This window comes from Lelliottia nimipressuralis, assembly GCF_041464075.1.
GTDB classification, from domain to species: domain Bacteria; phylum Pseudomonadota; class Gammaproteobacteria; order Enterobacterales; family Enterobacteriaceae; genus Enterobacter; species Enterobacter nimipressuralis.
In genome coordinates this window covers 4,220,904-4,246,927 of the sequence record NZ_CP167172.1, presented here as the reverse complement: position 1 = coordinate 4,246,927, position 26,024 = coordinate 4,220,904, and the positions used below count along the sequence as shown (strand labels likewise).

Genomic DNA, 26,024 nt, shown 5'->3' with positions numbered 1-26,024 from the left:
AGGATGTTATGGAAAAAATCACATTGACCGTGCCAGCCAGCCGCGAAGTAAGCGGCAGGGCGCTGGCAGGGGTTGTCGGTTCTGGTGATATGGAGGTGTTATTCACCGCCGACCAGAGCCAGACCTTAACCATCGATATCACCACTTCCGTCGACAACAGCCGTGGTCGCTGGGAGGCGCTATTCAACCGCCTGCACACCGTGAGCAGCCTGCCTGCCGGTCGCCTTACCATTCATGACTTTGGTGCCACCCCTGGCGTGGCGCGCATTCGTATTGAACAGGTCTTTGAAGAGGTGAGCCATGCGTGACGATCTGAGTTTTATCGAATTAAAAGCGCGCCAGCGTGCGCACGCGCTGCTGGACGATGGCAGCTATCGTGAACTGCTGGACCCGTTTGAAGGCATTACCTCTCCGTGGCTCGGCGCACAGGGTATCGTGCCGCAGGCAGACGACGGGATGGTGGTCGCGAAAGGGACCATTAACGGTCAGCCCGCTGTCGTCGTGGCGATCGAAGGCGCGTTCCAGGGCGGCAGTATGGGCGAAGTCTCAGGGGCCAAAATGGCCGCCGCACTGGAACTGGCGGCAGAAGATAACCGCAACGGTATCCCGACCCAGGCGGTGCTTTGCCTCGAAACCGGCGGCGTTCGTCTGCAGGAAGCGAATCTCGGCCTGGCGGCGATTGCTGATATTCACGCGGCGATTGTCGATTTACGTCGCTATACGCCGGTCATCGGGATTGTCGCCGGGACCGTTGGTTGCTTCGGTGGGATGTCGATTGCGGCGGCCCTGTGCAGCTATCTGATTGTCACCCGCGAAGCACGTCTCGGTCTTAACGGCCCGCAGGTTATCGAGCAGGAAGCCGGGATTGATGAGTACGACTCCCGCGACCGTCCGTTTATCTGGAGCATGACCGGCGGCGAAATCCGCTATGAAAGTGGTCTGGTGGATGCCCTGGTGGGCGACGGCGTGAACGCGGTGAAACAGGCGATGAACCAGGCCATTGCCAAAGGGGTTCCGGCTGCGCATCGCACCGATAACTATGATGATTACTTGAATCGACTGAGCCATTTCGACACCCGCAAACAGGCGGATACCGAACAGATTCATGCGCTTTTTGCCCGGGAGGTGAAATGATGACTACTACAATCAGCCGCGGCGAACTCTGGCTGCAAACGCTCGCGCCACATGCCCAACGTCTGTCAGGGCTATGCCCGTCCGTGCAGGCCGCTGACGGTGAACTGAACGGTGAAACCGTACGTTTCGTTGCCGTGGTCCCGGATGAGAACAACCATTTCCCGCGCGCCGCGCAGGGTGAAGTGGGGCTGCTGGAGGGCTGGACGCTGGCTAAAGTAGTGAGCGAAACCATTGCCGCTGATGCCGATAAAGCCGTTAAACGCCCTATCGTGGCGGTGATTGACGTACCGAGCCAGGCGTATGGCCGTCGCGAAGAGGCGTTCGGCATCCATCAGGCGCTGGCCGGTGCAGCTGCGGCGTATGCCAATGCGCGCCTGGCCGGTCATCCGGTCATCGGCCTCATCGTCGGCAAAGCGATGTCGGGTGCTTTCCTGGCACACGGCTACCAGGCAAACCGCCTGATTGCTTTCAACGACAAGGGCGTACTGATTCATGCGATGGGCAAAGAGTCTGCCGCACGTATCACCCTGCGCACCGTCGACGCGCTGGAAAAACTGGCGGCCACCATCCCGCCAATGGCGTACGACATCAGTAACTACGCCACGCTGGGGCTGCTCGCCGATCTGCTGGACATCAGCAATCCGGACGCCCCTTCCGACAGCGATCTGGCGCAGGTGAAAACCACTCTGCAACAGGCCATCAACGACGCACGTCAGGACACCACGCTGAAAAGCCGTCTGGGTGCTGACAACCGCCGCAGCTCTGCTCTGGTACGCGAACGTATGCGAGCAAGCTGGTAATTAAAAAAAAGTCCTGCCAGATGCAGGGCCACGTGGGCGCACTCGCTGCGCCTGCGCGGGAACCTGCATCCTGAAAATAATAATCATCGCGCCAGTGCTATCTCTTTTTTTAAATTACAGGTGATTTATGACTTACGTAATTGTTCATGCTCTTGCTCCGATTTTTGTCATCATGCTGCTGGGATTCTGGGCCGGTAAGGCCAAAATGGTCGATAACAAAAATGTCTCCCTGCTGAATATCTTTGTGATGGATTTTGCGCTGCCTGCGGCGCTGTTTAGTGCCACAGTACAAACCCCGTGGACGGGTATCCTCGCCCAGTCGCCGCTGATTCTGGTGCTGACGCTGGCGATGTGGATCACCTATGCGGCGATCTATTTCCTGGCCACCAAGGTCTTTAAAAAATCCCCGCAGGATGCGGCCGTACTAACCCTGACGGTGGCCCTGCCTAACTATGCGGCGCTCGGTCTGCCCATTCTCGGCAGTGTGCTCGGGGAAGGTTCGTCCACCTCGCTCTCCGTGGCGGTCTCCATCGCCTGTGGTTCTGTCCTGATGACGCCGTTCTGTCTGCTGATTCTGGAGCGCGAAAAAGCGCGTGCCGAAGGCGGCAACAGCGGTTCGACTCTGGCGATGCTGCCGGTGCTGATGTGGCGCTCTATCAAAAAACCGATCGTGATGGGCCCGCTGCTCGGGGTGATTCTGTCGGCTATTGGTATCAAAATGCCGGAACTGGTTCTGGCGGCGATTAAACCGCTGGGTCTGGCGGCTACGGCGGCAGCCCTGTTCCTGACCGGGGTGATCCTTTCTGCGCGTAAACTGCAAATCAACACCATGGTGATCACCTCCACTATCGCCAAACTGCTGATTCAGCCTGCCATTGCCTGGGGTCTGGTGCTGATTTTCGGTCTGCATGGATCTGTGGCGATCACGGCAATTCTGATGATTGCGCTCTCCGCAGGTTTCTTTGGCGTGGTCTTCGGCAACCGTTTTGGCGTGCAGTCTCCTGATGCAGAAGCGGTGCTGCTGTTAAGCTCGGTCCTGTGTATCCTGTCTCTGCCGCTGTTTATCTCGCTGACTTCAGGAATGTAATTATGATCACAACATTACGCCCGCACGATCTTATCTGGCTTAACGCGCGCGACGCGCTGGAAGGTATCACCGAATCCTGGGTGGATGGCGTGTGGCATACCGGTCTGCCTGTGGTGGTGCGGCGTGATGTTGATGGTACCGGACGGATCCCCGTCGGCGTGCGCGGTTTGAAACGCGAGCAACGCGCCGCCGGTTGGGTTAACCCCGAGCGCGTCACTCGCGTGGTATCTCCGGAAGATTTAAGCGTCGCGACCGATTTGCTGCGCTCGCCGTTTATCACCCAGCCGCCCGTGCAGGTGGCGTTTCAGGTTGCGCAGCAGGCGTGGCCCTGGACGTGGGGGATAACCGGCAGTACCGGCTACGCGCTGGCAACCGGCGTTCCGGTGATCCATGCCGAGAGCGATCTGGATCTGCTGATCCGGGTGCCCGTGCCGCTTCCTCAGGAAGCGTTCCAGCGCTGGGCGGCGCAGCTCGGCAGTGCGTTGTGCCGCGTGGATACGCAGGTGGAAACCCCTGCGGGCGGTTTCGCACTGAACGAGTGGCTGCGCGAGGGGAGAGCGCTGCTAAAAACGCATCGTGGGCCGCGCCTGGTGGCCGACCCGTGGGGCAGGGAGGAGTCATGAAAATTCTGTTTACCTTCCCGGGACAGGGGACGCAGCGTGCAGGCATGCTGCAGGACCTGCCGGGTACAGAGAGAGCGGTAGCGCGAGAGGTTCTGGGGGAAGAAGCGGATCGGCTGGATTCCCCCGACGCGCTGAAACACACCCGCGCGGTGCAACTGTCTCTTCTGATCGCTGGCGTTTCCTGGGCGCGAGAACTGGAACGACGCGGCGTGACGCCAGATATTGTCAGCGGCCTGTCGATTGGTGCTTATCCTGCTGCCGTGATCGCCGGTGCACTGACGTTTACCGACGCGCTTCGGCTGGTGGCCCTGCGCGGTGATTTGATGGAGCAGGCGTATCCCCACGGCTACGGTTTGACGGCCATCATGGGGCTGACGCTGCCACAGGTGGAGGCGCTCCTCGCGGGCACTGGCACGTACATCGCTAACCTTAACGCGGAAACGCAGATTGTGATTGCCGGCACCGATGAGGGAATGGCCGAAGTGGCAAAACGCGCGCTGGAGAAGGGCGCAAATAAAGCCCATCGGCTGGCGGTGAGTGTGCCTTCGCATTGTGAACTGCTGGCGGCACCGGCGCAGAAACTGGCGGAGGCGTTCAGCCGTGTGACCCTTTCTCGCCCGCGCTGTGCCTGGCTCAGTGGCAGTACCGGACGCGTATTATGGGCGCCGGAGAAAATTGCCGACGATTTAGCCATGAACATGGCGCGTACGGTGCGCTGGCAGGAGGCGGTGATTTCCGCCAACGAGCGTGAGGCGCGACTGGCGATAGAGATGCCTCCCGGCGGTGTGCTGACGTGCCTGACGCGACAGGCGGCGTGGGAAGGTGAAGCGGTTTCGCTCGAGCGTAGCGGCGTGGATGTGGCGGTGCATCTGGCAAAACGTCTTCGCGGGTAGATTTTTGCCTGTTGGCGTCGGGCTTTTTGTTCCTGCAAAATCCTGCGTCGGGTAACGCGGAGTTACATCCGGCAAAGCATCAGCTACCGTCCTGCAAACTGCGGGCGTACATTCGCCCCTCTGCAGCCAGTGCCCGCAGGCTCGGATCCTGCTCGCGGTTGCGGGCAAAGACAATCGCGATCAGCTGTTGCATCTGGTACGGCTGCGCCAGCTTCAGCAGCTGCACGGAGTTCTCGTAGACCTTTTTCATCCTGCCGGGCATCAGCGTAAAGCCCACACCCGCCTGCACCAGACTCAACATCGAAAAGATATCATTCACACGGGTGACGATTTCCGGCTCAAAACCGGCGATCTGAAACGCGTCCTGAAAACCGGCGTAGGTGGCAAACCCTTCCGCCAGCGAGACGAACTTCTGGTCTTTGTAATCGCGCAGATCGGCCAGGCCGTTACTGTTGAGTTTGGCCGACGCGGGCGCGGCGAGGAAAATGTCGTCTTGGAACAGGGGCAGCACTTCGAGGGTATTTCGGTCGATATCGCTTTCGGAGATGGAGATCAGGATTGCGTCCAGCGCGCCTTCATCGAGCAGATGGAGCAGGGTGTCGTTAGAGCCCATCGTCAGGTCCATCTCCAGGTCCGGACGGCGCAGCTTCATCCCCATAATCAGCCGTGGGACGGTTTCCATCGTCAGGGAGTAGAGCGTGCCGACGCGCAGGCGCCCCTGTCCTATCCCGGCGATTTTGCGCGACTCTTCCAGCCCGCGCTCCATCACCTGCATCACTTCCTGGCAGTACTCCAGCAGTGTCCAGGCGGAAGGTAACGCAATCAGATTGCGTCCTTTGTGGGTGAACAGCGGACAGCGAACGTTCTCTTCAAGGGTATGCAAGGCGCGGTGCACGCTGACACCGCTCAGGCCCAGAGCCTCGGCGGTGCGGGCGATATTGCCCTTTTCCATGAAGGTCATGAAAATACTCAGTTTGCGAAATGTGATGTCGCTCGTGATGTCGATAGTCATAACCTTCCTGATCCCTTAATCGGTTTGCAGCATCTCTTCCAGCTGTTCCTGCGCGTCGAGCCACGCCATTTCGCACTCTTCCAGGCCAGATTTGGTTTTGGCCTGTACCTGCAGGCACTCGGTCAGCTCGGCTTTGCGCGCCTGATCGTACAGGCCGCTGTCGCCGAGCTTCTCTTCCACCGTGGCCAGCTGCGCGTGCAGTTTTTCCATCTCTTTTTCCAGACGCGCGATCTCTTTACGCAGCGGCTGGGTTTGCGTGCGCAGTTCTGCCTCGCGACGTTTCTGGTCTTTACGCGCCTGAGCGCTGTTGGCGTTATCTTTCGCGTCATCGGCAGGCTGGTTTTCCTGCTTCTGCACGTCCGTTAGCCACTGCTGATAATCTTCCAGATCGCCGTCGAACGGTTCGACTTTGCCATCGTGCACCAGATAGAGGTCATCGGTGGTGGAGCGGATCAGGTGCCTGTCGTGCGAAACCACAACAAGGGCGCCTTCGAATTCGATCAACGCTTCGGTCAACGCCTGACGCATATCGAGATCCAGGTGGTTAGTCGGTTCATCGAGCAGCAGCAGGTTCGGACGCTGCCAGACGATCAGCGCCAGCACCAGACGGGCTTTTTCCCCGCCGGAGAAGCGCTCGGTGTTCTCGCTGACTTTATCGCCCTGGAAGCCGAAACCGCCGAGGTAGTCGCGCAGCTTTTGCTCCATTTCCTGAGGTGCCAGACGCGCCATGTGCTGAATCGGCGATTCATCTGCGCGTAAAAATTCCAGCTGGTGCTGGGCGAAGTAGCCCAGTTTGATGCCCTTCGCCAGCCCGATATCGCCGCTGACCGGGTTCAGTTCGCCCGCCAGCAGTTTAATCAGTGTGGACTTACCCGCGCCATTACGCCCGAGCAGACCGATGCGAGAACCCGGCACCAGGTTGAGCTTGATGGAGTCGAGAATAATGCGCTCGCCGTAGCCGGCGCTGACCTTCTCCATCTTCAGCAATGGGTTAGGCAGGCTTTCCGGGGCGCGGAAGCTAAAGTGGAACGGGTTATCCACGTGCGCAGGGGCAATCATCTCCATGCGCTCGAGCATCTTGATGCGGCTCTGGGCCTGTTTGGCTTTGGAGGCTTTGGCCTTAAAGCGATCAACAAAGCTTTGCAGATGGGCAACGCGCTGCTGCTGGCTTTCGTACATCGCCTGCTGCTGTGACAGGCGTGTGGCGCGCTGGCGCTCGAACGAGCTGTAGTTGCCCGTATATTCGAACATCGATTCCTGTTCGATATGAATGATTTTATCGACGACCGGATCGAGGAAGTCGCGGTCGTGGGAGATCAGGATCAACGTGCCCTGATAGCTTTTCAGCCATTTTTCCAGCCAGATCACCGCGTCGAGATCGAGGTGGTTGGTCGGTTCATCGAGGAGCAGCAGATCCGAGCGGCAGACCAGCGCTTGCGCGAGGTTCAGGCGCATACGCCAGCCGCCGGAGAAATCGCTCACCGGGCGCTCTAACTGCTCGTTGCTGAAGCCCAGACCGTGCAGCAGGCTGGAGGCGCGCGAGCGAATGGTCCAGGCGTCGATGGCGTCGAGCTTGCCGTGAACGGTGGCGATGGCGTGGCCGTCGTTACGCTCGTTGGCGGCGTTCAGCTCGGCTTCCAGCTTGCGGTATTCGCGGTCGCCGTCAATGACATAGTCGAGCGCCGGAACGCTCAGGGCAGGGGTTTCCTGGTTAACCCAGGCCAGCTGCCAGTTTCCCGGATAGGTGAAGCTCCCTGCATCGGCGCTCATCTCGTTTTTCAGAAGCGACAGCAGAGTGGATTTGCCGCAGCCGTTTTTGCCCACCAGACCGACTTTTTGCCCAGGGTTAATGGTGGCTGTAGCGTTGTCCAGCAGGACGCGTACGCCGCGACGAATTTGTAACGAGGAGAAAACAATCATAGAGCGCCGTGTGTTCCGACTATGTTAAGTTGTCATTATAATGGAGTTAAATGTTGTACCGCGCCTGACGCGGGAGTGCCATGTTAGCCCAAAATGGCAATGATGACGACCCGGGAGGGGAATGATGTCCCAGACAGCAAAAGTGCTGCTGCTGTATGCCCATCCGGAATCACAGGACTCGGTCGCTAACCGGGTTTTGCTCAAACCGGCTCGACAACTCAGCAATGTGACGGTGCACGACCTGTACGCGCACTATCCTGATTTTTTTATTGATATTCCACACGAACAGGAACTGTTGCGTCAGCATGATGTGATTGTGTTCCAGCATCCGCTCTATACCTACAGCTGTCCGGCGTTGCTGAAAGAGTGGCTGGACCGGGTATTGACCCGCGGCTTTTCCAGTGGACCAGGGGGAAACCAGCTGGCGGGAAAGTACTGGCGGAGTGTCATCACGACCGGTGAACCCGAGAGCGCCTACCGTCACGACGGGCTAAACCGCTATCCCATGAGCGATATTCTGCGCCCTTTTGAATTGACAGCGGCCATGTGCCGTATGCAGTGGATGAGCCCGATTGTGGTCTATTGGGCGCGCCGCCAGCCCTCAAAAGAGCTGGCGAATCATGCCAAAGCCTATGGCGACTGGCTGGCCTCACCGATTCTGACAGGAGGCCGCTGATGGAAGGTTCTGATCTGTTACTGGCTGGTGTGTTGTTCCTCTTCGCGGCGGTTGTGGCCGTGCCGCTGGCCTCCCGGCTGGGTATCGGCGCGGTACTGGGCTATCTGCTGGCAGGTATCGCAATAGGCCCGTGGGGGCTTGGATTTATAAGCGACGTGGATGAAATCCTCCACTTCTCTGAGCTGGGTGTGGTCTTCCTGATGTTTATCATTGGGCTGGAGCTGAATCCGGCGAAGCTCTGGCACCTGCGGCGCTCGATTTTTGGCGTGGGTGCCGCACAGGTGCTGTTCAGCGCGGTGATCCTCGCTGGATTACTGATGTTGACCGAGTTCAAGTGGCAGGCGGCGGTGATCGGCGGGATTGGTCTGGCGATGTCTTCGACGGCGATGGCGCTGCAGCTGATGCGCGATAAGGGGATGAATCGCAACGAGTCGGGACAGCTCGGTTTTTCCGTTTTGCTGTTTCAGGATTTAGCGGTGATCCCTGCGTTAGCGCTGGTGCCGCTGCTCGCCGGATCTGGCGACGATCATTTCGACTGGATGAAAGTTGGCATGAAGGTGCTGGCGTTTGCAGGCATGCTGATTGGCGGGCGTTACCTGCTGCGTCCGGTGTTTCGCTTTATTGCGGCGTCTGGCGTGCGGGAAGTATTTACCGCGGCGACGCTGCTGCTGGTGTTGGGTTCCGCGCTGTTTATGGATGCGCTGGGGCTGTCGATGGCGCTGGGGACATTTATAGCGGGCGTCCTGCTGGCAGAGAGTGAATATCGTCACGAGCTGGAGATTGCCATCGATCCCTTTAAGGGGCTGCTGTTAGGGCTGTTCTTTATCTCTGTAGGCATGGCGCTCAACCTTGGCGTGCTCTACACCCATCTGCTGTGGGTGGTGATCAGCGTCGCGGTGCTGGTGGCGGTGAAAACCGGCGTGCTTTACGCCCTGGCGCGGATTTACGGCCTCCGAAGTTCTGAGCGCATGCAGTTCGCGGGCGTGCTAAGTCAGGGGGGAGAGTTCGCATTTGTGCTCTTCTCCACAGCATCGTCCCAGCGTTTATTTCAGGATGATCAGATGGCGCTGCTGCTGGTGACGGTCACCCTGTCGATGATGACCACGCCGCTGCTGATGAAGCTGATTGATAAATCCCTGTCGCGCCGCTTTAATCCGCCGGAAGACGAAGCGGAAACACCATGGGTGGAAGATGATAAACCACAGGTAATTGTGGTGGGGTTTGGCCGTTTTGGGCAGGTCATTGGCCGTTTGCTGATGGCCAATGAGATGCGTATTACGGTGCTGGAGCGTGATATCAGCGCAGTAAATCTGATGCGCAAATACGGTTATAAAGTCTATTACGGCGATGCGACGCAGCTTGAGTTGCTGCGTTCAGCAGGTGCCGAGGCCGCAGAGTCGATCGTCATCACCTGTAATGAACCGGAAGATACGATGAAGCTGGTGGAGCTGTGTCAGCAGCATTTCCCGCATCTGCATATTCTGGCGCGTGCCAGAGGGCGCGTGGAAGCCCATGAGCTGTTACAGGCGGGGGTGAAAAACTTCTCGCGTGAGACGTTTTCCAGCGCCCTTGAGCTAGGCCGTAAGACGCTGGTTTCGCTGGGGATGCATCCGCACCAGGCGCTGCGCGCCCAGCTGCATTTCCGCAGGCTTGATATGCGTATGCTGCGCGAGTTAATGCCCGTCCATAGCGATACGGCGCAAATCTCCCGCGTGCGAGAAGCTCGCCGTGAGCTGGAAGAGATTTTCCAGCGTGAGATGCAGAAGGAACGGCGTCAGCTGGATGGCTGGGATGAATTTGAATAGGGGAAAAAGTATGGCAGTTCGTAAACGTTTTATTGCAGGCGCAAAATGCCCGTCCTGCCAGGCGCAAGATACCCTGGCCATGTGGCGCGAGAATAATATCGATATTGTTGAGTGTGTTAAGTGCGGGCACCAGATGCGCGAGGCGGACAAAGAGGTTCGCGAGCATGTTCGCAAAGAAGAGCAAGTGATCGGCATTTTTCATCCGGACTAGCGATATGCCCTCAGATTTTTTAAGCTAAAGGGTACACGGGTGCAGATTTCCGCTACAATCTGCGCCAGCAATTTTCCCACGCTCAGGAGATATCATGAAAGTAGCAAAAGACCTGGTGGTCAGCCTGGCCTATCAGGTACGTACAGAAGACGGTGTGTTGGTTGATGAGTCTCCGGTGAGTGCGCCGCTGGACTACCTGCATGGTCACGGTTCCCTGATTTCCGGCCTGGAAAACGCGCTGGAAGGTCATGTTGTTGGCGACAAATTTGATGTTGCTGTAGGCGCGAATGACGCTTACGGTCAGTACGACGATAATCTGGTTCAGCGCGTTCCTAAAGACGTGTTCATGGGCGTTGACGAGCTGCAGGTTGGCATGCGTTTCCTGGCTGAAACTGACCAGGGTCCAGTACCTGTTGAAATCACAGAAGTTGAAGACGAGCACGTTGTGGTTGACGGTAACCACATGCTGGCTGGCCAGAACCTGAAATTCAACGTTGAAGTTATCGCGATTCGTGAAGCGACTGCTGAAGAGCTGGCTCATGGCCACGTTCACGGTGCAAATGGTCACGACCACGATCACGACCATGACGGTTGCTGCGGTGGTCACGGCCACGATCATGACCACGGTCATGAGCACGGCAAAGGCGGTTGTGGTGGTAACGGCGGTTGCGGCTGCCACTAAATCACCGGCGTCTTTCGAGCCGCAGAGACGTTGACTGCGTTTTCCAGTCCCGGTGGTAGAGTGTTCTATGCTCTCGGGAATGTTCTAACCAGTCATCTTTCTGCAACGCGTATGACCGGGTAATTTAGCAGTGTCGCAGGCACAAAAAAGCGGGAAATATTCCCGCTTTTTTTATGCCTCAATAGTGAGGTGGGGGCGTCTCTTCTGCCTGTGAGGCGATATGTGACGACTGTGTCGCTTTCACTTTTTCCGTAAGCAGGCGCAGAAGATCGCGCAGTTTGGCCATTTCCAGTTCGTGAGCCGTCACCGTCTGGTTCAGCTCATCGATGGTCACTTCCTGAAAAGCCAGGCGGCTTTCCAGCTCGGCCAGCCGCGCTTCCAATGTCGTATTTTGCATGATTGACCTCTCTGTGATTTCGCACGCCAGGGGCGTTGGCGGCGGCGAATTTTACCCGAGTTTACTCCTCTGTAAAGCATCCTGCCTTAATGCAAGAAACTTATTTAAACAAAAATAGTCTGAAAAGAAGCGAGTTTAGGGAGAGTCTGTCTGTAGATTTCTTCTTCAACGTTCTATAGTACGCTTCTCATATACGTTTAACGCTGGGGTGAGAGGCCCCGGTCCTGGAGAAATGGATGAAATCACTGTTTAAAGTAACGCTGCTGGCGACCACGATGGCCGTCGCACTGAATGCGCCGCTCTCTTTCGCTGCTGATACCGCTGCGAAGCCTGCTGCAAGCGCAGACAGTAAAGCTGCGTTCAAAAATGACGACCAGAAATCAGCCTATGCGCTGGGCGCATCTCTGGGCCGTTACATGGAAAACTCTCTCAAAGAGCAAGAGAAACTGGGCATCAAACTGGATAAAGACCAGCTGATCGCCGGGGTTCAGGATGCGTTTGCAAACAAGAGCAAACTGTCTGACCAGGAAATCGAACAGACCCTGCAGGCTTTTGAAGCTCGCGTGAAAGGTGCTGCTCAGGGCAAGATGGAACAAGACGCAAAAGACAACGAAGCGAAAGGCAAAGCCTACCGCGATACTTTTGCTAAAGAGAAGGGTGTGAAAACCTCTTCTACCGGTCTGCTGTACAAAGTAGAGAAAGCCGGTACTGGCGATGCGCCTAAAGACAGCGATACCGTAGTTGTGAACTACAAAGGTACCCTGATCGACGGTAAAGAGTTCGATAACTCTTATACCCGTGGTGAACCGCTCTCCTTCCGTCTTGACGGTGTTATCCCAGGCTGGACCGAAGGCCTGAAAAACATCAAGAAAGGCGGCAAAATTCAGCTGGTAATCCCACCGGATCTGGCTTACGGCAAAACGGGCGTTCCGGGTATTCCGGCTAACTCCACTCTGGTCTTCAATGTTGAGCTGCTGGACATCAAACCAGCACCGAAGGCAGATGCCAAACCAGATGCTGCTGCAGATGATAAAGCTGCAGACGCAGCGAAGAAGTAAAACGCTGAAAACCGCCGCCTTTAAGGCGGCGGTTTTTTTATTGTGGGGCAGATATAATTAACACTGGAAAGCGTTACCTACGCTGTATTAATTTAGTTGTCCGTGTAAATATGAGCCTGCCCTGACAACCTAATGACAGGCTCCTGAAAAGGAGTGTTTTTTTCATGTCCAGGTCGCTTTTAACCAACGAAACCAGTGAACTCGATTTGCTGGATCAACGTCCTTTCGATCAGACCGACTTCGATATTCTCAAATCCTACGAAGCGGTGGTGGACGGGTTAGCGATGCTCATTGGCTCCCACTGCGAAATCGTATTGCACTCCCTGCAAGATCTGAAATGTTCCGCCATCCGCATTGCTAATGGTGAGCACACTGGCCGCAAAATTGGATCGCCAATTACCGACCTTGCACTGCGTATGCTGCACGACATGACCGGCGCGGACAGCAGCGTCTCCAAATGTTATTTCACTCGTGCCAAAAGCGGCGTTCTGATGAAGTCAGAAACGATCGCCATCCGTAACCGCGAGCACCGCGTAATCGGACTGCTGTGTATCAACATGAACCTTGATGTGCCGTTCTCTCAAATCATGAGCACCTTTATTCCGCCTGAAACGCCGGAAGTGAACTCGTCGGTGAACTTTGCGTCTTCCGTTGAAGACCTCGTCACCCAGACGCTGGAGTTCACCATCGAAGAGGTTAATGCCGATCGCAACGTATCGAACAACGCTAAGAACCGTCAGATCGTGCTGAACCTCTATGAAAAAGGCATTTTCGATATTAAAGATGCGATTAACCAGGTGGCAGATCGCCTGAACATTTCCAAGCACACGGTTTATCTTTACATCCGCCAGTTCAAAAGCGGTGATTTCCTGGGACAAGAGAAGTAATGCGTTTTGCCATCATGGTGACAGGCCCGGCTTACGGCACTCAGCAGGCCAGTAGCGCTTTTCAATTTTCCGAGGCGTTGTTGGCTGCCGGGCATCAGCTGAGCAGTGTCTTTTTCTACCGGGAAGGGGTCTACAACGCTAACCAGCTGACCTCGCCTGCGTCGGATGAGTTTGATCTGGTGCGCGGCTGGCAGAAACTTAATGAGTTACAGGGCGTCGAGCTGCACATCTGTGTCGCGGCGGCGTTGCGTCGCGGTGTGACGGATGAAGCCGAAGCAGAGCGTATTGGCCTTGCCGGGGCGAATCTCCAGCCTGGCTTTTCCCTCAGTGGCTTAGGCGCGCTGGCTCAAGCGGCGTTGACCTGCGATCGGATGGTACAATTCTGATGAACCGCGTTGCCTTTGTATTTACTTCTGCCCCTCACGGCAGTGCAGCTGGCAGGGAAGGGCTTGATGCGCTTTTAGCGACCTCGGCTCTGACGGAAGATATCGGTGTCTTCTTTATCGGTGATGGCGTGCTCCAGCTTTTGGCCGGGCAACAGCCTCAGCAGATTTTGGCGCGTGACTATATTGCGACCTTCAAAGTTCTGCCCCTGTACGACATCGAGACTTTCTGGGTCTGTGCGGCATCGCTAAAAGAGCGAGGGCTGGATGTAAACACCGCTATGGTTCTGGATGTGACCGTCGTCGCGCCCGAGGTGTTACGTGAACAACTCTCTCAATATCATACTGTTCTGACTTTCTGAGGCCGTCATGCTCCATACCTTAAGCCACTCTCCGTGGCAGTGCGATATCGACGGGTTGCTGAGAATGCTGGCCGACGGCGACGACCTGCTGCTGATTCAGGACGGCGTGCTGGCCGCAATTGAAGGCAGCCGCTTTGTTGAAATGCTCAATAATGCCCCCATTACTGTCTCTGCGCTAAAGGAAGACATTGATGCACGCGGCCTTGCTGCTCAAATTTCAGCCAAAATCGACGTGGTTAGCTATACTGATTTCGTCAATCTCTCAGTGAAACACACAACTCAAATGAGTTGGTGAGGTGAGATCGCTGTATATTTCTTGACACCTTTTCGGCGTGGCCCTAAAATTTCGCGTCCTCATATTGTATGAGGCGATTTATTACGTGTTTACGAAGCAAAAGCTAAAACCAGGAGCTATTTAATGGCAACAGTTAACCAGCTGGTACGCAAACCACGCGCTCGCAAAGTTGCAAAAAGCAACGTGCCTGCGCTGGAAGCCTGCCCGCAGAAACGTGGCGTATGTACTCGTGTATATACCACCACTCCTAAGAAACCAAACTCCGCACTGCGTAAAGTATGCCGTGTGCGTTTGACCAACGGTTTTGAAGTGACTTCCTACATCGGTGGTGAAGGTCACAACCTGCAGGAACACTCCGTGATCCTGATCCGTGGCGGTCGTGTAAAAGACCTTCCGGGTGTTCGTTATCACACCGTTCGTGGTGCGCTCGACTGCTCCGGCGTTAAAGACCGTAAGCAAGCTCGCTCCAAGTATGGCGTGAAGCGTCCTAAGGCTTAATGGTTCTCCGTTAAGTAAGGCCAAACTGATTTATCTTAATGTCAAACTAAACTCTTTGAGTTTTGGACAATCCTGAATTAACAACGGAGTATTCCCATGCCACGTCGTCGCGTCATTGGTCAGCGTAAAATCCTTCCAGATCCTAAGTTCGGATCAGAACTGCTGGCAAAATTTGTAAATATCCTGATGGTAGATGGTAAAAAATCTACTGCAGAAGCAATCGTATACAGCGCGCTGGAGACCCTGGCTCAGCGTTCTGGTAAAAATGAACTGGAAGCTTTCGAAGTCGCTCTCGACAACGTTCGCCCAACCGTAGAAGTTAAGTCCCGCCGCGTTGGTGGTTCTACTTATCAGGTTCCAGTTGAAGTTCGTCCGGTTCGTCGTAATGCTCTGGCAATGCGTTGGATCGTTGAAGCTGCTCGTAAACGCGGTGATAAATCCATGGCTCTGCGTCTGGCGAACGAACTTTCTGATGCTGCAGACAACAAAGGTACTGCAGTTAAGAAACGTGAAGACGTTCACCGTATGGCAGAAGCCAACAAGGCGTTCGCACACTACCGTTGGTAATCCCTTCGGAGTCATAGTCACCAGGCGGGCGCTTCAGAGAAGCCGCCCGCTCTGGGTTACTTAACTGAACGCCAAAGAATCAAACGAGGAATCAAATGGCTCGTACAACACCCATCGCACGCTACCGTAACATCGGTATCAGTGCGCACATCGACGCCGGTAAAACCACTACTACCGAACGTATTCTGTTCTACACCGGTGTAAACCATAAAATCGGTGAAGTTCATGACGGCGCAGCTACCATGGACTGGATGGAACAGGAGCAGGAGCGTGGTATTACCATCACCTCCGCAGCGACTACTGCATTCTGGTCAGGTATGGCTAAGCAGTATGAACCGCATCGCGTAAACATCATCGACACCCCGGGGCACGTTGACTTCACCATCGAAGTTGAACGTTCCATGCGTGTTCTTGATGGTGCAGTAATGGTTTACTGCGCAGTTGGTGGTGTTCAGCCACAGTCTGAAACCGTATGGCGTCAGGCTAATAAATACAAAGTTCCACGCATCGCGTTCGTTAACAAAATGGACCGTATGGGTGCTAACTTCCTGAAAGTTGTTGGTCAGATCAAAACCCGTCTGGGCGCGACTCCGGTTCCGCTTCAGCTGGCAATTGGTGCTGAAGAAGGTTTCACCGGTGTTGTTGACCTGGTGAAAATGAAAGCCATCAACTGGAACGAAGAAGATGCAGGCGTCACCTTCGTTTATGAAGATATTCCAGCAGACATGCAGGACCTGGCCGACGAATGGCACCAGAACCTGATCGAGTCCGCTGCTGAAGCTTCAGAAGAGCTGATGGAGAAATACCTGGGTGGTGAAGAACTGACTGAAGAAGAGATCAAGAAAGCTCTGCGTCAGCGCGTTCTGAACAACGAAATCATCCTGGTAACCTGTGGTTCTGCGTTCAAGAACAAAGGTGTTCAGGCAATGCTGGATGCGGTAATTGATTACCTGCCATCTCCAGTAGATGTTCCTGCGATCAACGGTATCCTGGACGACGGTAAAGACACTCCGGCTGAACGTCACGCAAGTGATGACGAGCCGTTTGCTGCACTGGCGTTCAAAATCGCTACCGACCCGTTCGTGGGTAACCTGACGTTCTTCCGCGTGTACTCTGGCGTGGTTAACTCCGGTGACACCATCCTGAACTCCGTGAAAGCTGCACGTGAACGTTTCGGTCGTATCGTACAGATGCACGCGAACAAACGTGAAGAGATCAAAGAAGTTCGCGCAGGCGACATCGCTGCGGCTATCGGTCTGAAAGACGTGACTACTGGTGACACCCTGTGTAACCCAGATCACCCGATCATTCTGGAGCGTATGGAGTTCCCTGAGCCAGTAATCTCTATCGCCGTTGAACCAAAAACCAAAGCTGACCAGGAAAAAATGGGTCTGGCTCTGGGCCGTCTGGCTAAAGAAGACCCATCATTCCGCGTATGGACTGATGAAGAATCTAACCAGACTATCATCGCTGGTATGGGTGAACTGCACCTCGACATCATCGTTGACCGTATGAAGCGTGAATTCAACGTTGAAGCTAACGTGGGTAAACCTCAGGTTGCTTACCGCGAAGCGATTCGTGCGAAAGTTACCGATGTTGAAGGTAAACACGCTAAGCAGTCTGGTGGTCGTGGTCAGTACGGTCATGTTGTTATCGACATGTACCCACTGGAGCCGGGCTCAAATCCGAAAGGTTACGAGTTCATCAACGACATCAAAGGTGGTGTAATTCCTGGCGAATACATCCCTGCCGTTGATAAAGGTATCCAAGAGCAGCTGAAGTCTGGCCCTCTGGCAGGTTACCCGGTAGTAGATCTCGGCGTGCGTCTGCACTTCGGTTCTTACCATGACGTTGACTCCTCTGAACTGGCGTTTAAACTGGCCGCTTCTATCGCCTTCAAAGATGGCTTTAAGAAAGCGAAACCAGTTCTGCTTGAGCCTATCATGAAGGTTGAAGTAGAGACTCCGGAAGAGAACACCGGTGACGTTATCGGTGACCTTAGCCGTCGTCGTGGTCAGCTGAAAGGTCAGGAATCTAACGCTACTGGCGTTCAGATTCATGCTGAAGTTCCGTTGTCAGAAATGTTCGGGTACGCAACTCAGCTGCGTTCTCTGACTAAAGGTCGTGCATCTTACTCCATGGAATTCCTGAAGTATGATGATGCGCCGAACAACGTTGCTCAGGCCGTAATCGAAGCCCGTGGCAAATAAGCCTCAGGTTTAAAAACCAAAATCCCGTGTCCCCTCGGTGAGGGGGCACTATAGTAAGGAATATAGCCGTGTCTAAAGAAAAATTTGAACGTACAAAACCGCACGTCAACGTTGGTACTATCGGCCACGTTGACCATGGTAAAACTACCCTGACTGCTGCAATCACTACCGTTCTGGCTAAAACCTACGGTGGTTCTGCTCGTGCATTCGATCAGATCGATAACGCACCAGAAGAAAAAGCTCGTGGTATCACCATCAACACTTCCCACGTTGAATATGACACCCCGACTCGCCACTACGCACACGTAGACTGCCCGGGCCACGCCGACTATGTTAAAAACATGATCACCGGCGCTGCTCAGATGGATGGCGCAATCCTGGTTGTTGCTGCGACTGACGGCCCTATGCCTCAGACTCGTGAGCACATCCTGCTGGGTCGTCAGGTTGGCGTTCCTTTCATCATCGTGTTCCTGAACAAATGCGACATGGTTGATGACGAAGAGCTGCTGGAACTGGTTGAAATGGAAGTTCGTGAACTTCTGTCCCAGTACGACTTCCCAGGTGATGATACTCCAATCATCCGTGGTTCTGCTCTGAAAGCGCTGGAAGGCGAAGCAGAGTGGGAAGCTAAAATCGTTGAGCTGGCTGGCTTCCTGGATTCTTACATCCCAGAACCAGAGCGTGCGATTGACAAGCCGTTCCTGCTGCCTATCGAAGACGTATTCTCCATCTCCGGCCGTGGTACTGTTGTTACCGGTCGTGTAGAGCGCGGTATCGTTAAAGTTGGCGAAGAAGTTGAAATCGTTGGTATCAAAGAGACTGCTAAGTCTACCTGTACTGGCGTTGAAATGTTCCGCAAACTGCTGGACGAAGGCCGTGCTGGTGAGAACGTTGGTGTTCTGCTGCGTGGTATCAAACGTGAAGAAATCGAACGTGGTCAGGTACTGGCTAAGCCAGGCTCTATCAAGCCGCACACCAAATTCGAATCTGAAGTTTACATCCTGTCCAAAGATGAAGGCGGCCGTCATACTCCGTTCTTCAAAGGCTACCGTCCACAGTTCTACTTCCGTACAACTGACGTGACCGGTACCATCGAACTGCCAGAAGGCGTAGAGATGGTAATGCCAGGCGACAACATCAAAATGGTTGTTACCCTGATCCACCCAATCGCGATGGATGACGGTCTGCGTTTCGCAATCCGTGAAGGCGGCCGTACTGTTGGTGCGGGCGTTGTTGCTAAAGTTCTGGGCTAATTACTCGTTAATTAGTTTTGAATAAAAAAAGGGCGCTTCGGCGCCCTTTTTTGTGTCCTGAATTCTTTGCCCGTCACAATTATTCGCATTTTTTGTTAGCTGCCGACGCGCCCAGGAACGGATGTGCTATTGTAATCATAATTATTCTCACTTACACTTTGATCATAAATTGAGCGGGAGTTTTTATGTACGTTTGTTTGTGTAATGGTGTGAGTGACAAAAAAATACGTCAGGCCGTTCGCCAGTTTCACCCTCAGTCTTTCCAGCAGCTTCGAAAATTTGTTCCAGTAGGAAATCAATGCGGTAAGTGCGTTCGTGCGGCGCGCGAGATAATGCAGGACGAATTGACGCAGATCCCGGAATACAAAGAGATCGCCTGAGGCTCTATCTTTTTTTTGACATCCCTGTAGCCCCATCTACGCTTCAATAAGTGGAAGCGGAGGGACTATATAATGAAAGGTGATGTTAAAATCATAAGTTATCTCAATAAATTATTGGGAAATGAGCTTGTCGCAATCAATCAGTATTTTCTCCATGCGAGAATGTTCAAAAATTGGGGCCTGACGCGCCTCAATGATGTCGAATACCATGAATCCATCGATGAGATGAAACATGCCGATAAATACATCGAGCGTATTCTATTTCTCGAAGGTATCCCGAATTTGCAGGATCTCGGGAAGCTGGGTATTGGTGAAGATGTCGAAGAAATGCTGCAATCCGATCTCCGTCTTGAACTTGAAGGGGCGAAGGATCTTCGTGAAGCCATTGCCTACGCTGACAGCGTTCATGATTACGTCAGCCGTGACATGATGATCACCATTCTGGCTGACGAAGAGGGCCATATCGACTGGCTGGAAACCGAGCTGGACCTCATCGGAAAAATTGGTCTGCAAAACTACCTGCAATCTCAGATCAAAGTGGCAGACTGAGTAAGCTCTGCCAACCCGACACTAAACCTGCTGCCGCCAGAAATGGGCCAAACGGTAGTGGGTTTTTATGTATCTGTTGTCCCGGTTTCATGACCATCTGAATCAGCACAAAGCTTATTGCCAGAATTGCAGCAGACAAGGCTATCGCCGGAAGAACGCACCAGCCGTGCCAGGCGCCTAACGCAGCAAGATACTTCACATCTCCATATCCTAGCCCTTCTCGTTTAAACACCATACGTTAACCCCAATAAATACAGGCAAAGCCGATGTATCCCGCCATCGCACCCATTACGGCGCTGGCGAGAAAATCAGGATGGATAGTGAGATGGAAAAGAAGGCCTGTCCAAAGTAATGGACAAAGGTATTTGTCGGGTAAAAGGCCTGAGCGAATATCTTCGCGCACGAGAAGACAGGTCAAGATTGCATAGAGCATCAGAAAGGGAAGGGCGGTTAGCATGGTTTAAGCCTCAGAAAGTATCGCAGCGCTATCCTCTTCCGGGCGTTATTGCAGGGCAAACAGCAAAAGTTGTCTTTGCGTGAAGCCTTCCAGCGAATCACGCTAGCTCGACACGCTTTGCAATCCGATGTCGAGCGGCTACGCAAAACCCACCACGAGAGCCTGTTTTATAAACTGCACTTGCGTTGTGGTCAGATTTACGTATAATGCGCGGGCTTGTCGTAATTGACAGCTGGTTCAATCTGAACCTGAGTAACACTGTTTTTCGTTACTCAACAATGCTCCCAATTGGGGGGCTACGTAAGAACGGTTACACTCTCCCATCAATCGTAATGGGTTTGAGTAGTAATCATTTTCGTTTATAAAATAATTGGAGCTCTGGTCTCATGCAGAACCAAAGAATCCGTATCCGCCTGAAAGCGTTTGATCATCGTCTTATCGATCAATCAACCGCGGAAATCGTCGAGACTGCTAAGCGCACTGGTGCGCAAGTCCGTGGTCCGATCCCGCTGCCGACCCGCAAAGAGCGTTTTACCGTTCTGATCTCTCCGCACGTTAACAAAGATGCGCGTGATCAGTACGAAATTCGTACTCATAAGCGTCTGGTTGACATCGTTGAGCCAACTGAGAAAACCGTTGATGCTCTGATGCGTCTGGATCTGGCTGCCGGTGTAGACGTGCAGATCAGCCTGGGTTAATCAGGTCATCGAGCGATTGAGAGGTTGAAACAATGATTGGTTTAGTCGGTAAAAAAGTGGGTATGACCCGCATCTTCACTGAAGATGGCGTTTCTATCCCAGTAACCGTAATCGAAGTTGAAGCAAACCGCGTTACTCAGGTTAAAGACCTGGCTAACGATGGCTACCGTGCTGTTCAGGTTACTACCGGTGCTAAAAAAGCTAACCGTGTAACCAAGCCGGAGGCTGGTCACTTCGCTAAAGCTGGCGTTGAAGCTGGCCGTGGTCTGTGGGAATTCCGTCTTGCTGAAGGCGAAGAGTTCACCGTAGGTCAGGACATTAGCGTTGAGCTGTTTGCTGAAGTTAAAAAAGTTGACGTAACCGGTACCTCTAAAGGTAAAGGTTTTGCTGGTACCGTTAAGCGCTGGAACTTCCGTACCCAGGACGCTACCCACGGTAACTCCTTGTCTCACCGCGTTCCGGGTTCTATCGGTCAGAACCAGACTCCGGGCAAAGTGTTTAAAGGCAAGAAAATGGCAGGTCAGCTGGGTAACGAACGTGTAACTGTTCAGAGCCTGGACGTAGTACGTGTTGACGCTGAGCGCAACCTGCTGCTGGTTAAAGGTGCTGTTCCCGGTGCAACCGGTAGCGACCTGATCGTTAAACCAGCTGTGAAGGCGTAAGGGGATAGCAATGGAATTAGTATTGAAAGACGCGCAGAGCGCGCTGACTGTTTCCGAAACTACCTTCGGTCGTGATTTCAACGAAGCGCTGGTTCACCAGGTTGTAGTTGCTTATGCAGCTGGTGCTCGTCAGGGTACTCGTGCTCAGAAGACTCGTGCTGAAGTAACTGGTTCCGGCAAAAAGCCGTGGCGCCAGAAAGGTACCGGCCGTGCGCGTTCAGGTTCTATCAAGAGCCCGATCTGGCGTTCCGGTGGCGTGACCTTCGCTGCTCGCCCGCAGGACCACAGTCAAAAAGTAAACAAAAAGATGTACCGCGGCGCGCTGAAAAGCATTCTGTCCGAACTGGTACGTCAGGATCGTCTGATCGTTGTCGAGACGTTCTCTGTAGAAGCGCCTAAAACTAAGCTGCTGGCACAGAAACTGAAAGACATGGCTCTGGAAGATGTGCTGATCATCACCGGTGAGCTGGACGAAAACCTGTTCCTGGCTGCGCGCAACCTGCACAAGGTTGACGTACGCGATGCAACTGGTATCGACCCGGTTAGCCTGATCGCCTTCGACAAAGTCGTAATGACTGCTGATGCTGTTAAGCAAGTTGAGGAGATGCTGGCATGATTCGTGAAGAACGTCTGCTGAAGGTGCTTCGTGCACCGCACGTTTCTGAAAAAGCGTCTGCTGCGATGGAAAAAACAAATACCATCGTTCTCAAAGTTGCTAAAGACGCGACCAAAGCAGAAATCAAAGCTGCTGTGCAGAAACTGTTTGAAGTCGAAGTCGAAGTCGTTAACACCCTGGTCGTTAAAGGGAAAGTTAAACGTCACGGACAGCGTATCGGTCGTCGTAGCGACTGGAAAAAAGCTTACGTCACCCTGAAGGAAGGCCAGAATCTGGACTTCGTCGGCGGCGCTGAGTAAGTCGGAGGAGTAATACAATGGCAGTTGTTAAATGTAAACCGACATCTCCGGGTCGTCGCCACGTCGTTAAAGTGGTCAACCCAGAGCTGCACAAGGGCAAACCTTTTGCTCCGCTGGTTGAAAAAAACAGCAAATCCGGTGGTCGTAACAACAATGGCCGTATCACCACTCGTCACATCGGTGGTGGTCACAAGCAGGCTTATCGTATTGTTGACTTCAAACGCAACAAAGACGGTATCCCGGCAATTGTTGAGCGTCTTGAGTACGATCCGAACCGTTCCGCGAACATCGCGCTGGTTCTGTACAAAGATGGCGAACGCCGTTACATCCTGGCCCCTAAAGGCCTGAAAGCTGGCGACCAGATTCAGTCTGGCGTTGATGCTGCAATCAAAGCAGGTAACACCCTGCCGATGCGCAATATCCCGGTTGGTTCTACCGTTCATAACGTAGAAATGAAACCAGGTAAAGGCGGTCAGCTGGCACGTTCCGCTGGTACTTACGTTCAGATCGTTGCTCGTGATGGTGCTTATGTCACCCTGCGTCTGCGTTCTGGTGAAATGCGTAAAGTAGAAGCAGACTGCCGTGCAACTCTGGGCGAAGTTGGCAATGCTGAGCATATGCTGCGCGTTCTGGGTAAAGCAGGTGCTGCACGCTGGCGTGGTGTTCGTCCTACCGTTCGCGGTACTGCGATGAACCCAGTCGACCACCCACATGGTGGTGGTGAAGGTCGTAACTTTGGTAAGCACCCTGTAACTCCATGGGGCGTTCAGACCAAAGGTAAGAAGACCCGCAGCAACAAGCGTACTGATAAATTTATCGTACGTCGCCGTAGCAAATAATTTTAGAGGATAAGCCATGCCACGTTCTCTCAAGAAAGGTCCTTTTATTGACCTGCACTTGCTGAAGAAGGTAGAGAAAGCGGTGGAAAGCGGAGACAAGAAGCCCCTGCGCACTTGGTCCCGTCGTTCAACGATCTTTCCTAACATGATCGGTTTGACCATCGCTGTCCATAATGGTCGTCAGCACGTTCCAGTCTTTGTTTCCGACGAAATGGTCGGTCATAAACTGGGTGAATTCGCACCGACTCGTACTTATCGCGGCCACGCTGCTGATAAAAAAGCGAAGAAGAAATAAGGTAGGAGGAAGAGATGGAAACTTTAGCTCAACATCGCCATGCTCGTTCTTCTGCTCAGAAGGTTCGCCTTGTTGCTGACCTGATTCGCGGTAAGAAAGTGTCGCAGGCCCTGGACATCCTGACCTATACCAACAAGAAAGCTGCGGTATTGGTCAAGAAAGTACTGGAATCTGCCATTGCTAACGCTGAACACAACGATGGCGCTGACATTGACGATCTGAAAGTTGCGAAAATCTTCGTAGACGAAGGCCCAAGCATGAAGCGCATTATGCCGCGTGCGAAAGGTCGTGCAGATCGCATCCTGAAGCGCACCAGCCACATTACTGTGGTTGTGTCCGATCGCTGAGACTCTGGAGACTAGCAATGGGTCAGAAAGTACATCCTAATGGTATTCGCCTGGGTATTGTAAAACCATGGAATTCAACCTGGTTTGCGAACACCAAAGAATTCGCTGACAACCTGGACAGCGATTTTAAAGTACGTCAGTACCTGACTAAGGAACTGGCTAAAGCGTCTGTATCTCGTATCGTTATCGAGCGTCCGGCTAAGAGCATTCGTGTGACTATTCACACCGCTCGCCCGGGTATCGTTATCGGTAAGAAAGGCGAAGACGTAGAAAAACTGCGCAAGGTCGTAGCGGATATCGCTGGCGTTCCTGCACAGATCAATATCGCTGAAGTTCGTAAGCCTGAACTGGACGCTAAATTGGTTGCTGACAGCATCACTTCACAGCTGGAACGTCGTGTTATGTTCCGTCGTGCTATGAAGCGTGCTGTACAGAACGCAATGCGTCTGGGCGCTAAAGGTATCAAAGTTGAAGTTAGCGGCCGTCTCGGCGGCGCGGAAATCGCACGTACCGAATGGTACCGCGAAGGTCGCGTACCGTTGCACACTCTGCGTGCTGACATCGACTACAACACCTCTGAAGCGCACACCACTTACGGTGTAATCGGCGTTAAGGTATGGATCTTCAAAGGTGAGATCCTGGGTGGTATGGCTGCTGTTGAACAACCGGAAAAACCGGCTGCGCAACCTAAAAAGCAGCAGCGTAAAGGCCGTAAATAAGGAGCGTCGCTGATGTTACAACCAAAGCGTACAAAATTCCGTAAAGTGCACAAAGGCCGCAACCGTGGTCTGGCGCAGGGTACGGATGTTAGCTTCGGCACTTTCGGTCTGAAAGCTGTTGGCCGTGGTCGTCTGACTGCACGTCAGATCGAAGCAGCACGTCGTGCAATGACCCGTGCAGTTAAGCGTCAAGGTAAAATCTGGATCCGTGTATTCCCGGACAAACCAATTACCGAGAAGCCGCTGGAAGTTCGTATGGGTAAAGGTAAAGGTAACGTGGAGTATTGGGTTGCCTTGATTCAGCCGGGTAAAGTCCTGTATGAAATGGACGGCGTACCGGAAGAGCTAGCCCGTGAAGCATTCGGCCTGGCAGCAGCGAAACTGCCGATTAAAACCACCTTTGTAACTAAGACGGTGATGTAATGAAAGCAAATGAGCTGCGTGAAAAAAGCGTTGAAGAGCTGAACGCTGAGCTGCTGAACCTGCTGCGTGAGCAGTTTAACCTCCGCATGCAGGCTGCAAGTGGCCAGCTGCAACAGACTCACCTGCTGAAGCAAGTGCGTCGTGATGTTGCACGCGTTAAGACTTTACTGACTCAGAAGGCGGGTGCGTAATGACCGATAAAATCCGTACTCTGCAAGGTCGTGTTGTTAGCGACAAAATGGAGAAATCCATTGTTGTTGCTATCGAACGCATTGTGAAACACCCGATCTACGGTAAATTCATCAAGCGTACGACCAAACTGCACGTACATGACGAGAACAACGAATGCGGTATCGGTGACGTGGTTGAAATCCGCGAATGCCGTCCGCTGTCCAAGACTAAGTCCTGGACGCTGGTTCGCGTTGTAGAGAAAGCCGTTCTGTAATACAGTTAGGCCTCTCAATACGAATACACGGCTCAGTAATGAGCCGTGTATTTTTTCTACCCATATTGTAGAACCGGTGTTATAATGCCGCGCCCTCGATATGGGGCTTTTCGACGACTCTGATTTTAGGGTCTCAGGTAGTAGTTGACATTAGCGGAGCACTAAAATGATCCAAGAACAGACTATGCTGACCGTCGCCGACAACTCCGGTGCACGTCGCGTAATGTGTATCAAGGTTCTGGGTGGCTCGCACCGTCGCTACGCAGGCGTAGGCGACATCATCAAGATCACCATCAAAGAAGCAATTCCACGTGGTAAGGTCAAGAAAGGTGATGTGCTGAAAGCGGTAGTGGTGCGCACCAGGAAGGGTGTTCGTCGCCCTGACGGTTCTGTCATTCGCTTCGATGGTAATGCATGCGTTATTTTAAACAATAACAGCGAGCAGCCTATCGGCACGCGTATCTTTGGGCCGGTAACTCGTGAACTTCGTACTGAAAAGTTCATGAAAATTATCTCTCTGGCACCAGAAGTACTCTAAGGAG

At 53.6% G+C, this 26,024-nt stretch carries 36 protein-coding genes and 1 pseudogene; 33 read left to right on the top strand and 4 right to left on the bottom strand.

The window, feature by feature from the left end:
- The first annotated feature begins 8 nt into the window (after nucleotides 1-8).
- The 6 genes from mdcC to mdcH all read left to right on the top strand — a co-directional run bounded on the left by mdcC (nucleotide 9) and on the right by mdcH (nucleotide 4,537).
- A complete protein-coding gene (mdcC, locus tag ACB496_RS20455) occupies nucleotides 9-308 on the top strand; it encodes a malonate decarboxylase acyl carrier protein (protein WP_100778631.1) in 300 nt (99 codons plus the stop codon).
- Nucleotides 301-1,134: a biotin-independent malonate decarboxylase subunit beta gene (locus ACB496_RS20450; protein WP_371973515.1), complete on the top strand. Its 834-nt coding sequence runs from the start codon at nucleotides 301-303 to the stop codon at nucleotides 1,132-1,134. The genes mdcC and ACB496_RS20450 overlap by 8 nt, the downstream gene beginning before the upstream one ends.
- Nucleotides 1,134-1,934, top strand: coding sequence for a biotin-independent malonate decarboxylase subunit gamma (gene mdcE / locus ACB496_RS20445; protein WP_371975265.1), 801 nt, complete (start codon nucleotides 1,134-1,136; stop codon nucleotides 1,932-1,934). Before ACB496_RS20450 ends, mdcE begins: the two co-directional genes overlap by 1 nt.
- 127 nt (nucleotides 1,935-2,061) lie before the next feature.
- Nucleotides 2,062-3,021 (top strand): AEC family transporter, encoded by a 960-nt coding sequence (locus ACB496_RS20440; RefSeq protein WP_100778633.1) that lies wholly within the window; start codon nucleotides 2,062-2,064, stop codon nucleotides 3,019-3,021.
- A gap of 2 nt (nucleotides 3,022-3,023) precedes the next feature.
- Nucleotides 3,024-3,644, top strand: a complete 621-nt coding sequence (locus ACB496_RS20435; RefSeq protein WP_371973513.1) for a malonate decarboxylase holo-ACP synthase — start codon at nucleotides 3,024-3,026, stop codon at nucleotides 3,642-3,644.
- Nucleotides 3,641-4,537: a malonate decarboxylase subunit epsilon gene (gene mdcH / locus ACB496_RS20430; protein WP_371973511.1), complete on the top strand. Its 897-nt coding sequence runs from the start codon at nucleotides 3,641-3,643 to the stop codon at nucleotides 4,535-4,537. The genes ACB496_RS20435 and mdcH overlap by 4 nt, the downstream gene beginning before the upstream one ends.
- A gap of 79 nt (nucleotides 4,538-4,616) precedes the next feature.
- Here mdcH and ACB496_RS20425 read toward each other — a convergent pair whose 3' ends face one another.
- Together ACB496_RS20425 and ACB496_RS20420 are read right to left on the bottom strand one after the other, a co-directional pair.
- The gene (locus tag ACB496_RS20425; RefSeq protein WP_371973509.1) at nucleotides 4,617-5,549 is read right to left on the bottom strand and encodes a LysR family transcriptional regulator; all 933 of its coding nucleotides are present in this window, start codon (nucleotides 5,547-5,549) and stop codon (nucleotides 4,617-4,619) included.
- A gap of 15 nt (nucleotides 5,550-5,564) precedes the next feature.
- On the bottom strand, nucleotides 5,565-7,469 hold the full coding sequence (locus ACB496_RS20420; RefSeq protein WP_100778637.1) for an ABC transporter ATP-binding protein: 1,905 nt from the start codon (nucleotides 7,467-7,469) through the stop codon (nucleotides 5,565-5,567).
- A gap of 121 nt (nucleotides 7,470-7,590) precedes the next feature.
- Here ACB496_RS20420 and kefG point away from each other — a divergent pair, with 121 nt between their 5' ends.
- The 4 genes from kefG to slyD all read left to right on the top strand — a co-directional run bounded on the left by kefG (nucleotide 7,591) and on the right by slyD (nucleotide 10,843).
- On the top strand, nucleotides 7,591-8,145 hold the full coding sequence (gene kefG, locus ACB496_RS20415; RefSeq protein WP_100778638.1) for a glutathione-regulated potassium-efflux system ancillary protein KefG: 555 nt from the start codon (nucleotides 7,591-7,593) through the stop codon (nucleotides 8,143-8,145).
- A complete protein-coding gene (gene kefB, locus ACB496_RS20410; protein ID WP_107702728.1) occupies nucleotides 8,145-9,950 on the top strand; it encodes a glutathione-regulated potassium-efflux system protein KefB in 1,806 nt (601 codons plus the stop codon). Before kefG ends, kefB begins: the two co-directional genes overlap by 1 nt.
- Before the next feature lie 10 nt (nucleotides 9,951-9,960).
- Nucleotides 9,961-10,161: a YheV family putative zinc ribbon protein gene (locus ACB496_RS20405; protein ID WP_100778640.1), complete on the top strand. Its 201-nt coding sequence runs from the start codon at nucleotides 9,961-9,963 to the stop codon at nucleotides 10,159-10,161.
- Between the two features lie 94 nt (nucleotides 10,162-10,255).
- Nucleotides 10,256-10,843 (top strand): peptidylprolyl isomerase, encoded by a 588-nt coding sequence (slyD, locus tag ACB496_RS20400; protein ID WP_095283679.1) that lies wholly within the window; start codon nucleotides 10,256-10,258, stop codon nucleotides 10,841-10,843.
- Nucleotides 10,844-11,021: 178 nt separating this feature from the next.
- Here slyD and ACB496_RS20395 read toward each other — a convergent pair whose 3' ends face one another.
- Entirely contained in the window at nucleotides 11,022-11,240 is a 219-nt protein-coding gene (locus tag ACB496_RS20395) for a protein SlyX (RefSeq protein WP_100778641.1), read from the bottom strand.
- A 236-nt stretch (nucleotides 11,241-11,476) separates the two neighbouring features.
- Between ACB496_RS20395 and fkpA the strand changes: the two genes are divergently transcribed.
- The 11 genes from fkpA to bfr all read left to right on the top strand — a co-directional run bounded on the left by fkpA (nucleotide 11,477) and on the right by bfr (nucleotide 19,682).
- Nucleotides 11,477-12,298, top strand: a complete 822-nt coding sequence (fkpA, locus tag ACB496_RS20390) for an FKBP-type peptidyl-prolyl cis-trans isomerase (protein WP_095283677.1) — start codon at nucleotides 11,477-11,479, stop codon at nucleotides 12,296-12,298.
- 164 nt (nucleotides 12,299-12,462) lie between these two features.
- Nucleotides 12,463-13,185, top strand: coding sequence for a transcriptional regulator (locus tag ACB496_RS20385; protein WP_100778642.1), 723 nt, complete (start codon nucleotides 12,463-12,465; stop codon nucleotides 13,183-13,185).
- Complete coding sequence (gene tusD / locus ACB496_RS20380) at nucleotides 13,185-13,571, top strand: sulfurtransferase complex subunit TusD (RefSeq protein WP_100778643.1); 387 nt, start codon at nucleotides 13,185-13,187, stop codon at nucleotides 13,569-13,571. The genes ACB496_RS20385 and tusD overlap by 1 nt, the downstream gene beginning before the upstream one ends.
- Nucleotides 13,571-13,930 (top strand): sulfurtransferase complex subunit TusC, encoded by a 360-nt coding sequence (tusC, locus tag ACB496_RS20375; RefSeq protein ID WP_371973504.1) that lies wholly within the window; start codon nucleotides 13,571-13,573, stop codon nucleotides 13,928-13,930. The genes tusD and tusC overlap by 1 nt, the downstream gene beginning before the upstream one ends.
- A gap of 7 nt (nucleotides 13,931-13,937) precedes the next feature.
- Entirely contained in the window at nucleotides 13,938-14,225 is a 288-nt protein-coding gene (tusB, locus tag ACB496_RS20370) for a sulfurtransferase complex subunit TusB (protein ID WP_102105357.1), read from the top strand.
- 123 nt (nucleotides 14,226-14,348) lie between these two features.
- On the top strand, nucleotides 14,349-14,723 hold the full coding sequence (rpsL, locus tag ACB496_RS20365) for a 30S ribosomal protein S12 (protein WP_000246815.1): 375 nt from the start codon (nucleotides 14,349-14,351) through the stop codon (nucleotides 14,721-14,723).
- A 96-nt stretch (nucleotides 14,724-14,819) separates the two neighbouring features.
- Entirely contained in the window at nucleotides 14,820-15,290 is a 471-nt protein-coding gene (rpsG, locus tag ACB496_RS20360) for a 30S ribosomal protein S7 (protein ID WP_004106370.1), read from the top strand.
- A gap of 95 nt (nucleotides 15,291-15,385) precedes the next feature.
- Complete coding sequence (gene fusA, locus ACB496_RS20355; protein WP_100778646.1) at nucleotides 15,386-17,500, top strand: elongation factor G; 2,115 nt, start codon at nucleotides 15,386-15,388, stop codon at nucleotides 17,498-17,500.
- Nucleotides 17,501-17,568: 68 nt separating this feature from the next.
- On the top strand, nucleotides 17,569-18,753 hold the full coding sequence (gene tuf / locus ACB496_RS20350) for an elongation factor Tu (protein ID WP_100778647.1): 1,185 nt from the start codon (nucleotides 17,569-17,571) through the stop codon (nucleotides 18,751-18,753).
- 185 nt (nucleotides 18,754-18,938) lie between these two features.
- Nucleotides 18,939-19,133, top strand: coding sequence for a bacterioferritin-associated ferredoxin (bfd, locus tag ACB496_RS20345; protein ID WP_015960719.1), 195 nt, complete (start codon nucleotides 18,939-18,941; stop codon nucleotides 19,131-19,133).
- A gap of 72 nt (nucleotides 19,134-19,205) precedes the next feature.
- On the top strand, nucleotides 19,206-19,682 hold the full coding sequence (gene bfr, locus ACB496_RS20340; protein ID WP_095283671.1) for a bacterioferritin: 477 nt from the start codon (nucleotides 19,206-19,208) through the stop codon (nucleotides 19,680-19,682).
- Here the strand turns inward: bfr and ACB496_RS20335 are convergent.
- Nucleotides 19,666-20,139: pseudogene (locus ACB496_RS20335) on the bottom strand (prepilin peptidase). The gene bfr and the pseudogene ACB496_RS20335 overlap by 17 nt on opposite strands.
- 386 nt (nucleotides 20,140-20,525) lie before the next feature.
- Between ACB496_RS20335 and rpsJ the strand changes: the two are divergent.
- The 12 genes from rpsJ (at nucleotide 20,526) to rplN (ending at nucleotide 26,020) form a co-directional block, all read left to right on the top strand.
- A complete protein-coding gene (gene rpsJ / locus ACB496_RS20330) occupies nucleotides 20,526-20,837 on the top strand; it encodes a 30S ribosomal protein S10 (RefSeq protein WP_001181005.1) in 312 nt (103 codons plus the stop codon).
- Between the two features lie 32 nt (nucleotides 20,838-20,869).
- A complete protein-coding gene (gene rplC, locus ACB496_RS20325; protein WP_016538466.1) occupies nucleotides 20,870-21,499 on the top strand; it encodes a 50S ribosomal protein L3 in 630 nt (209 codons plus the stop codon).
- A gap of 10 nt (nucleotides 21,500-21,509) precedes the next feature.
- Entirely contained in the window at nucleotides 21,510-22,115 is a 606-nt protein-coding gene (gene rplD / locus ACB496_RS20320; RefSeq protein WP_015960716.1) for a 50S ribosomal protein L4, read from the top strand.
- A complete protein-coding gene (gene rplW / locus ACB496_RS20315; protein ID WP_004868363.1) occupies nucleotides 22,112-22,414 on the top strand; it encodes a 50S ribosomal protein L23 in 303 nt (100 codons plus the stop codon). Before rplD ends, rplW begins: the two co-directional genes overlap by 4 nt.
- A 17-nt stretch (nucleotides 22,415-22,431) precedes the next feature.
- Complete coding sequence (gene rplB, locus ACB496_RS20310) at nucleotides 22,432-23,253, top strand: 50S ribosomal protein L2 (RefSeq protein ID WP_042312092.1); 822 nt, start codon at nucleotides 22,432-22,434, stop codon at nucleotides 23,251-23,253.
- A 16-nt stretch (nucleotides 23,254-23,269) separates the two neighbouring features.
- Nucleotides 23,270-23,548 (top strand): 30S ribosomal protein S19, encoded by a 279-nt coding sequence (gene rpsS, locus ACB496_RS20305; protein WP_001138115.1) that lies wholly within the window; start codon nucleotides 23,270-23,272, stop codon nucleotides 23,546-23,548.
- Nucleotides 23,549-23,562: 14 nt separating this feature from the next.
- Nucleotides 23,563-23,895: a 50S ribosomal protein L22 gene (rplV, locus tag ACB496_RS20300; RefSeq protein ID WP_002919773.1), complete on the top strand. Its 333-nt coding sequence runs from the start codon at nucleotides 23,563-23,565 to the stop codon at nucleotides 23,893-23,895.
- Between the two features lie 17 nt (nucleotides 23,896-23,912).
- Nucleotides 23,913-24,614, top strand: a complete 702-nt coding sequence (gene rpsC / locus ACB496_RS20295; RefSeq protein ID WP_000529945.1) for a 30S ribosomal protein S3 — start codon at nucleotides 23,913-23,915, stop codon at nucleotides 24,612-24,614.
- A gap of 12 nt (nucleotides 24,615-24,626) precedes the next feature.
- Nucleotides 24,627-25,037, top strand: coding sequence for a 50S ribosomal protein L16 (gene rplP / locus ACB496_RS20290; RefSeq protein ID WP_002919759.1), 411 nt, complete (start codon nucleotides 24,627-24,629; stop codon nucleotides 25,035-25,037).
- Nucleotides 25,037-25,228, top strand: a complete 192-nt coding sequence (rpmC, locus tag ACB496_RS20285; protein WP_032614707.1) for a 50S ribosomal protein L29 — start codon at nucleotides 25,037-25,039, stop codon at nucleotides 25,226-25,228. Before rplP ends, rpmC begins: the two co-directional genes overlap by 1 nt.
- The gene (gene rpsQ / locus ACB496_RS20280; protein WP_006817275.1) at nucleotides 25,228-25,482 is read left to right on the top strand and encodes a 30S ribosomal protein S17; all 255 of its coding nucleotides are present in this window, start codon (nucleotides 25,228-25,230) and stop codon (nucleotides 25,480-25,482) included. The genes rpmC and rpsQ overlap by 1 nt, the downstream gene beginning before the upstream one ends.
- 166 nt (nucleotides 25,483-25,648) lie before the next feature.
- Entirely contained in the window at nucleotides 25,649-26,020 is a 372-nt protein-coding gene (rplN, locus tag ACB496_RS20275; RefSeq protein ID WP_015960712.1) for a 50S ribosomal protein L14, read from the top strand.
- The last annotated feature ends 4 nt before the right edge of the window (nucleotides 26,021-26,024 follow it).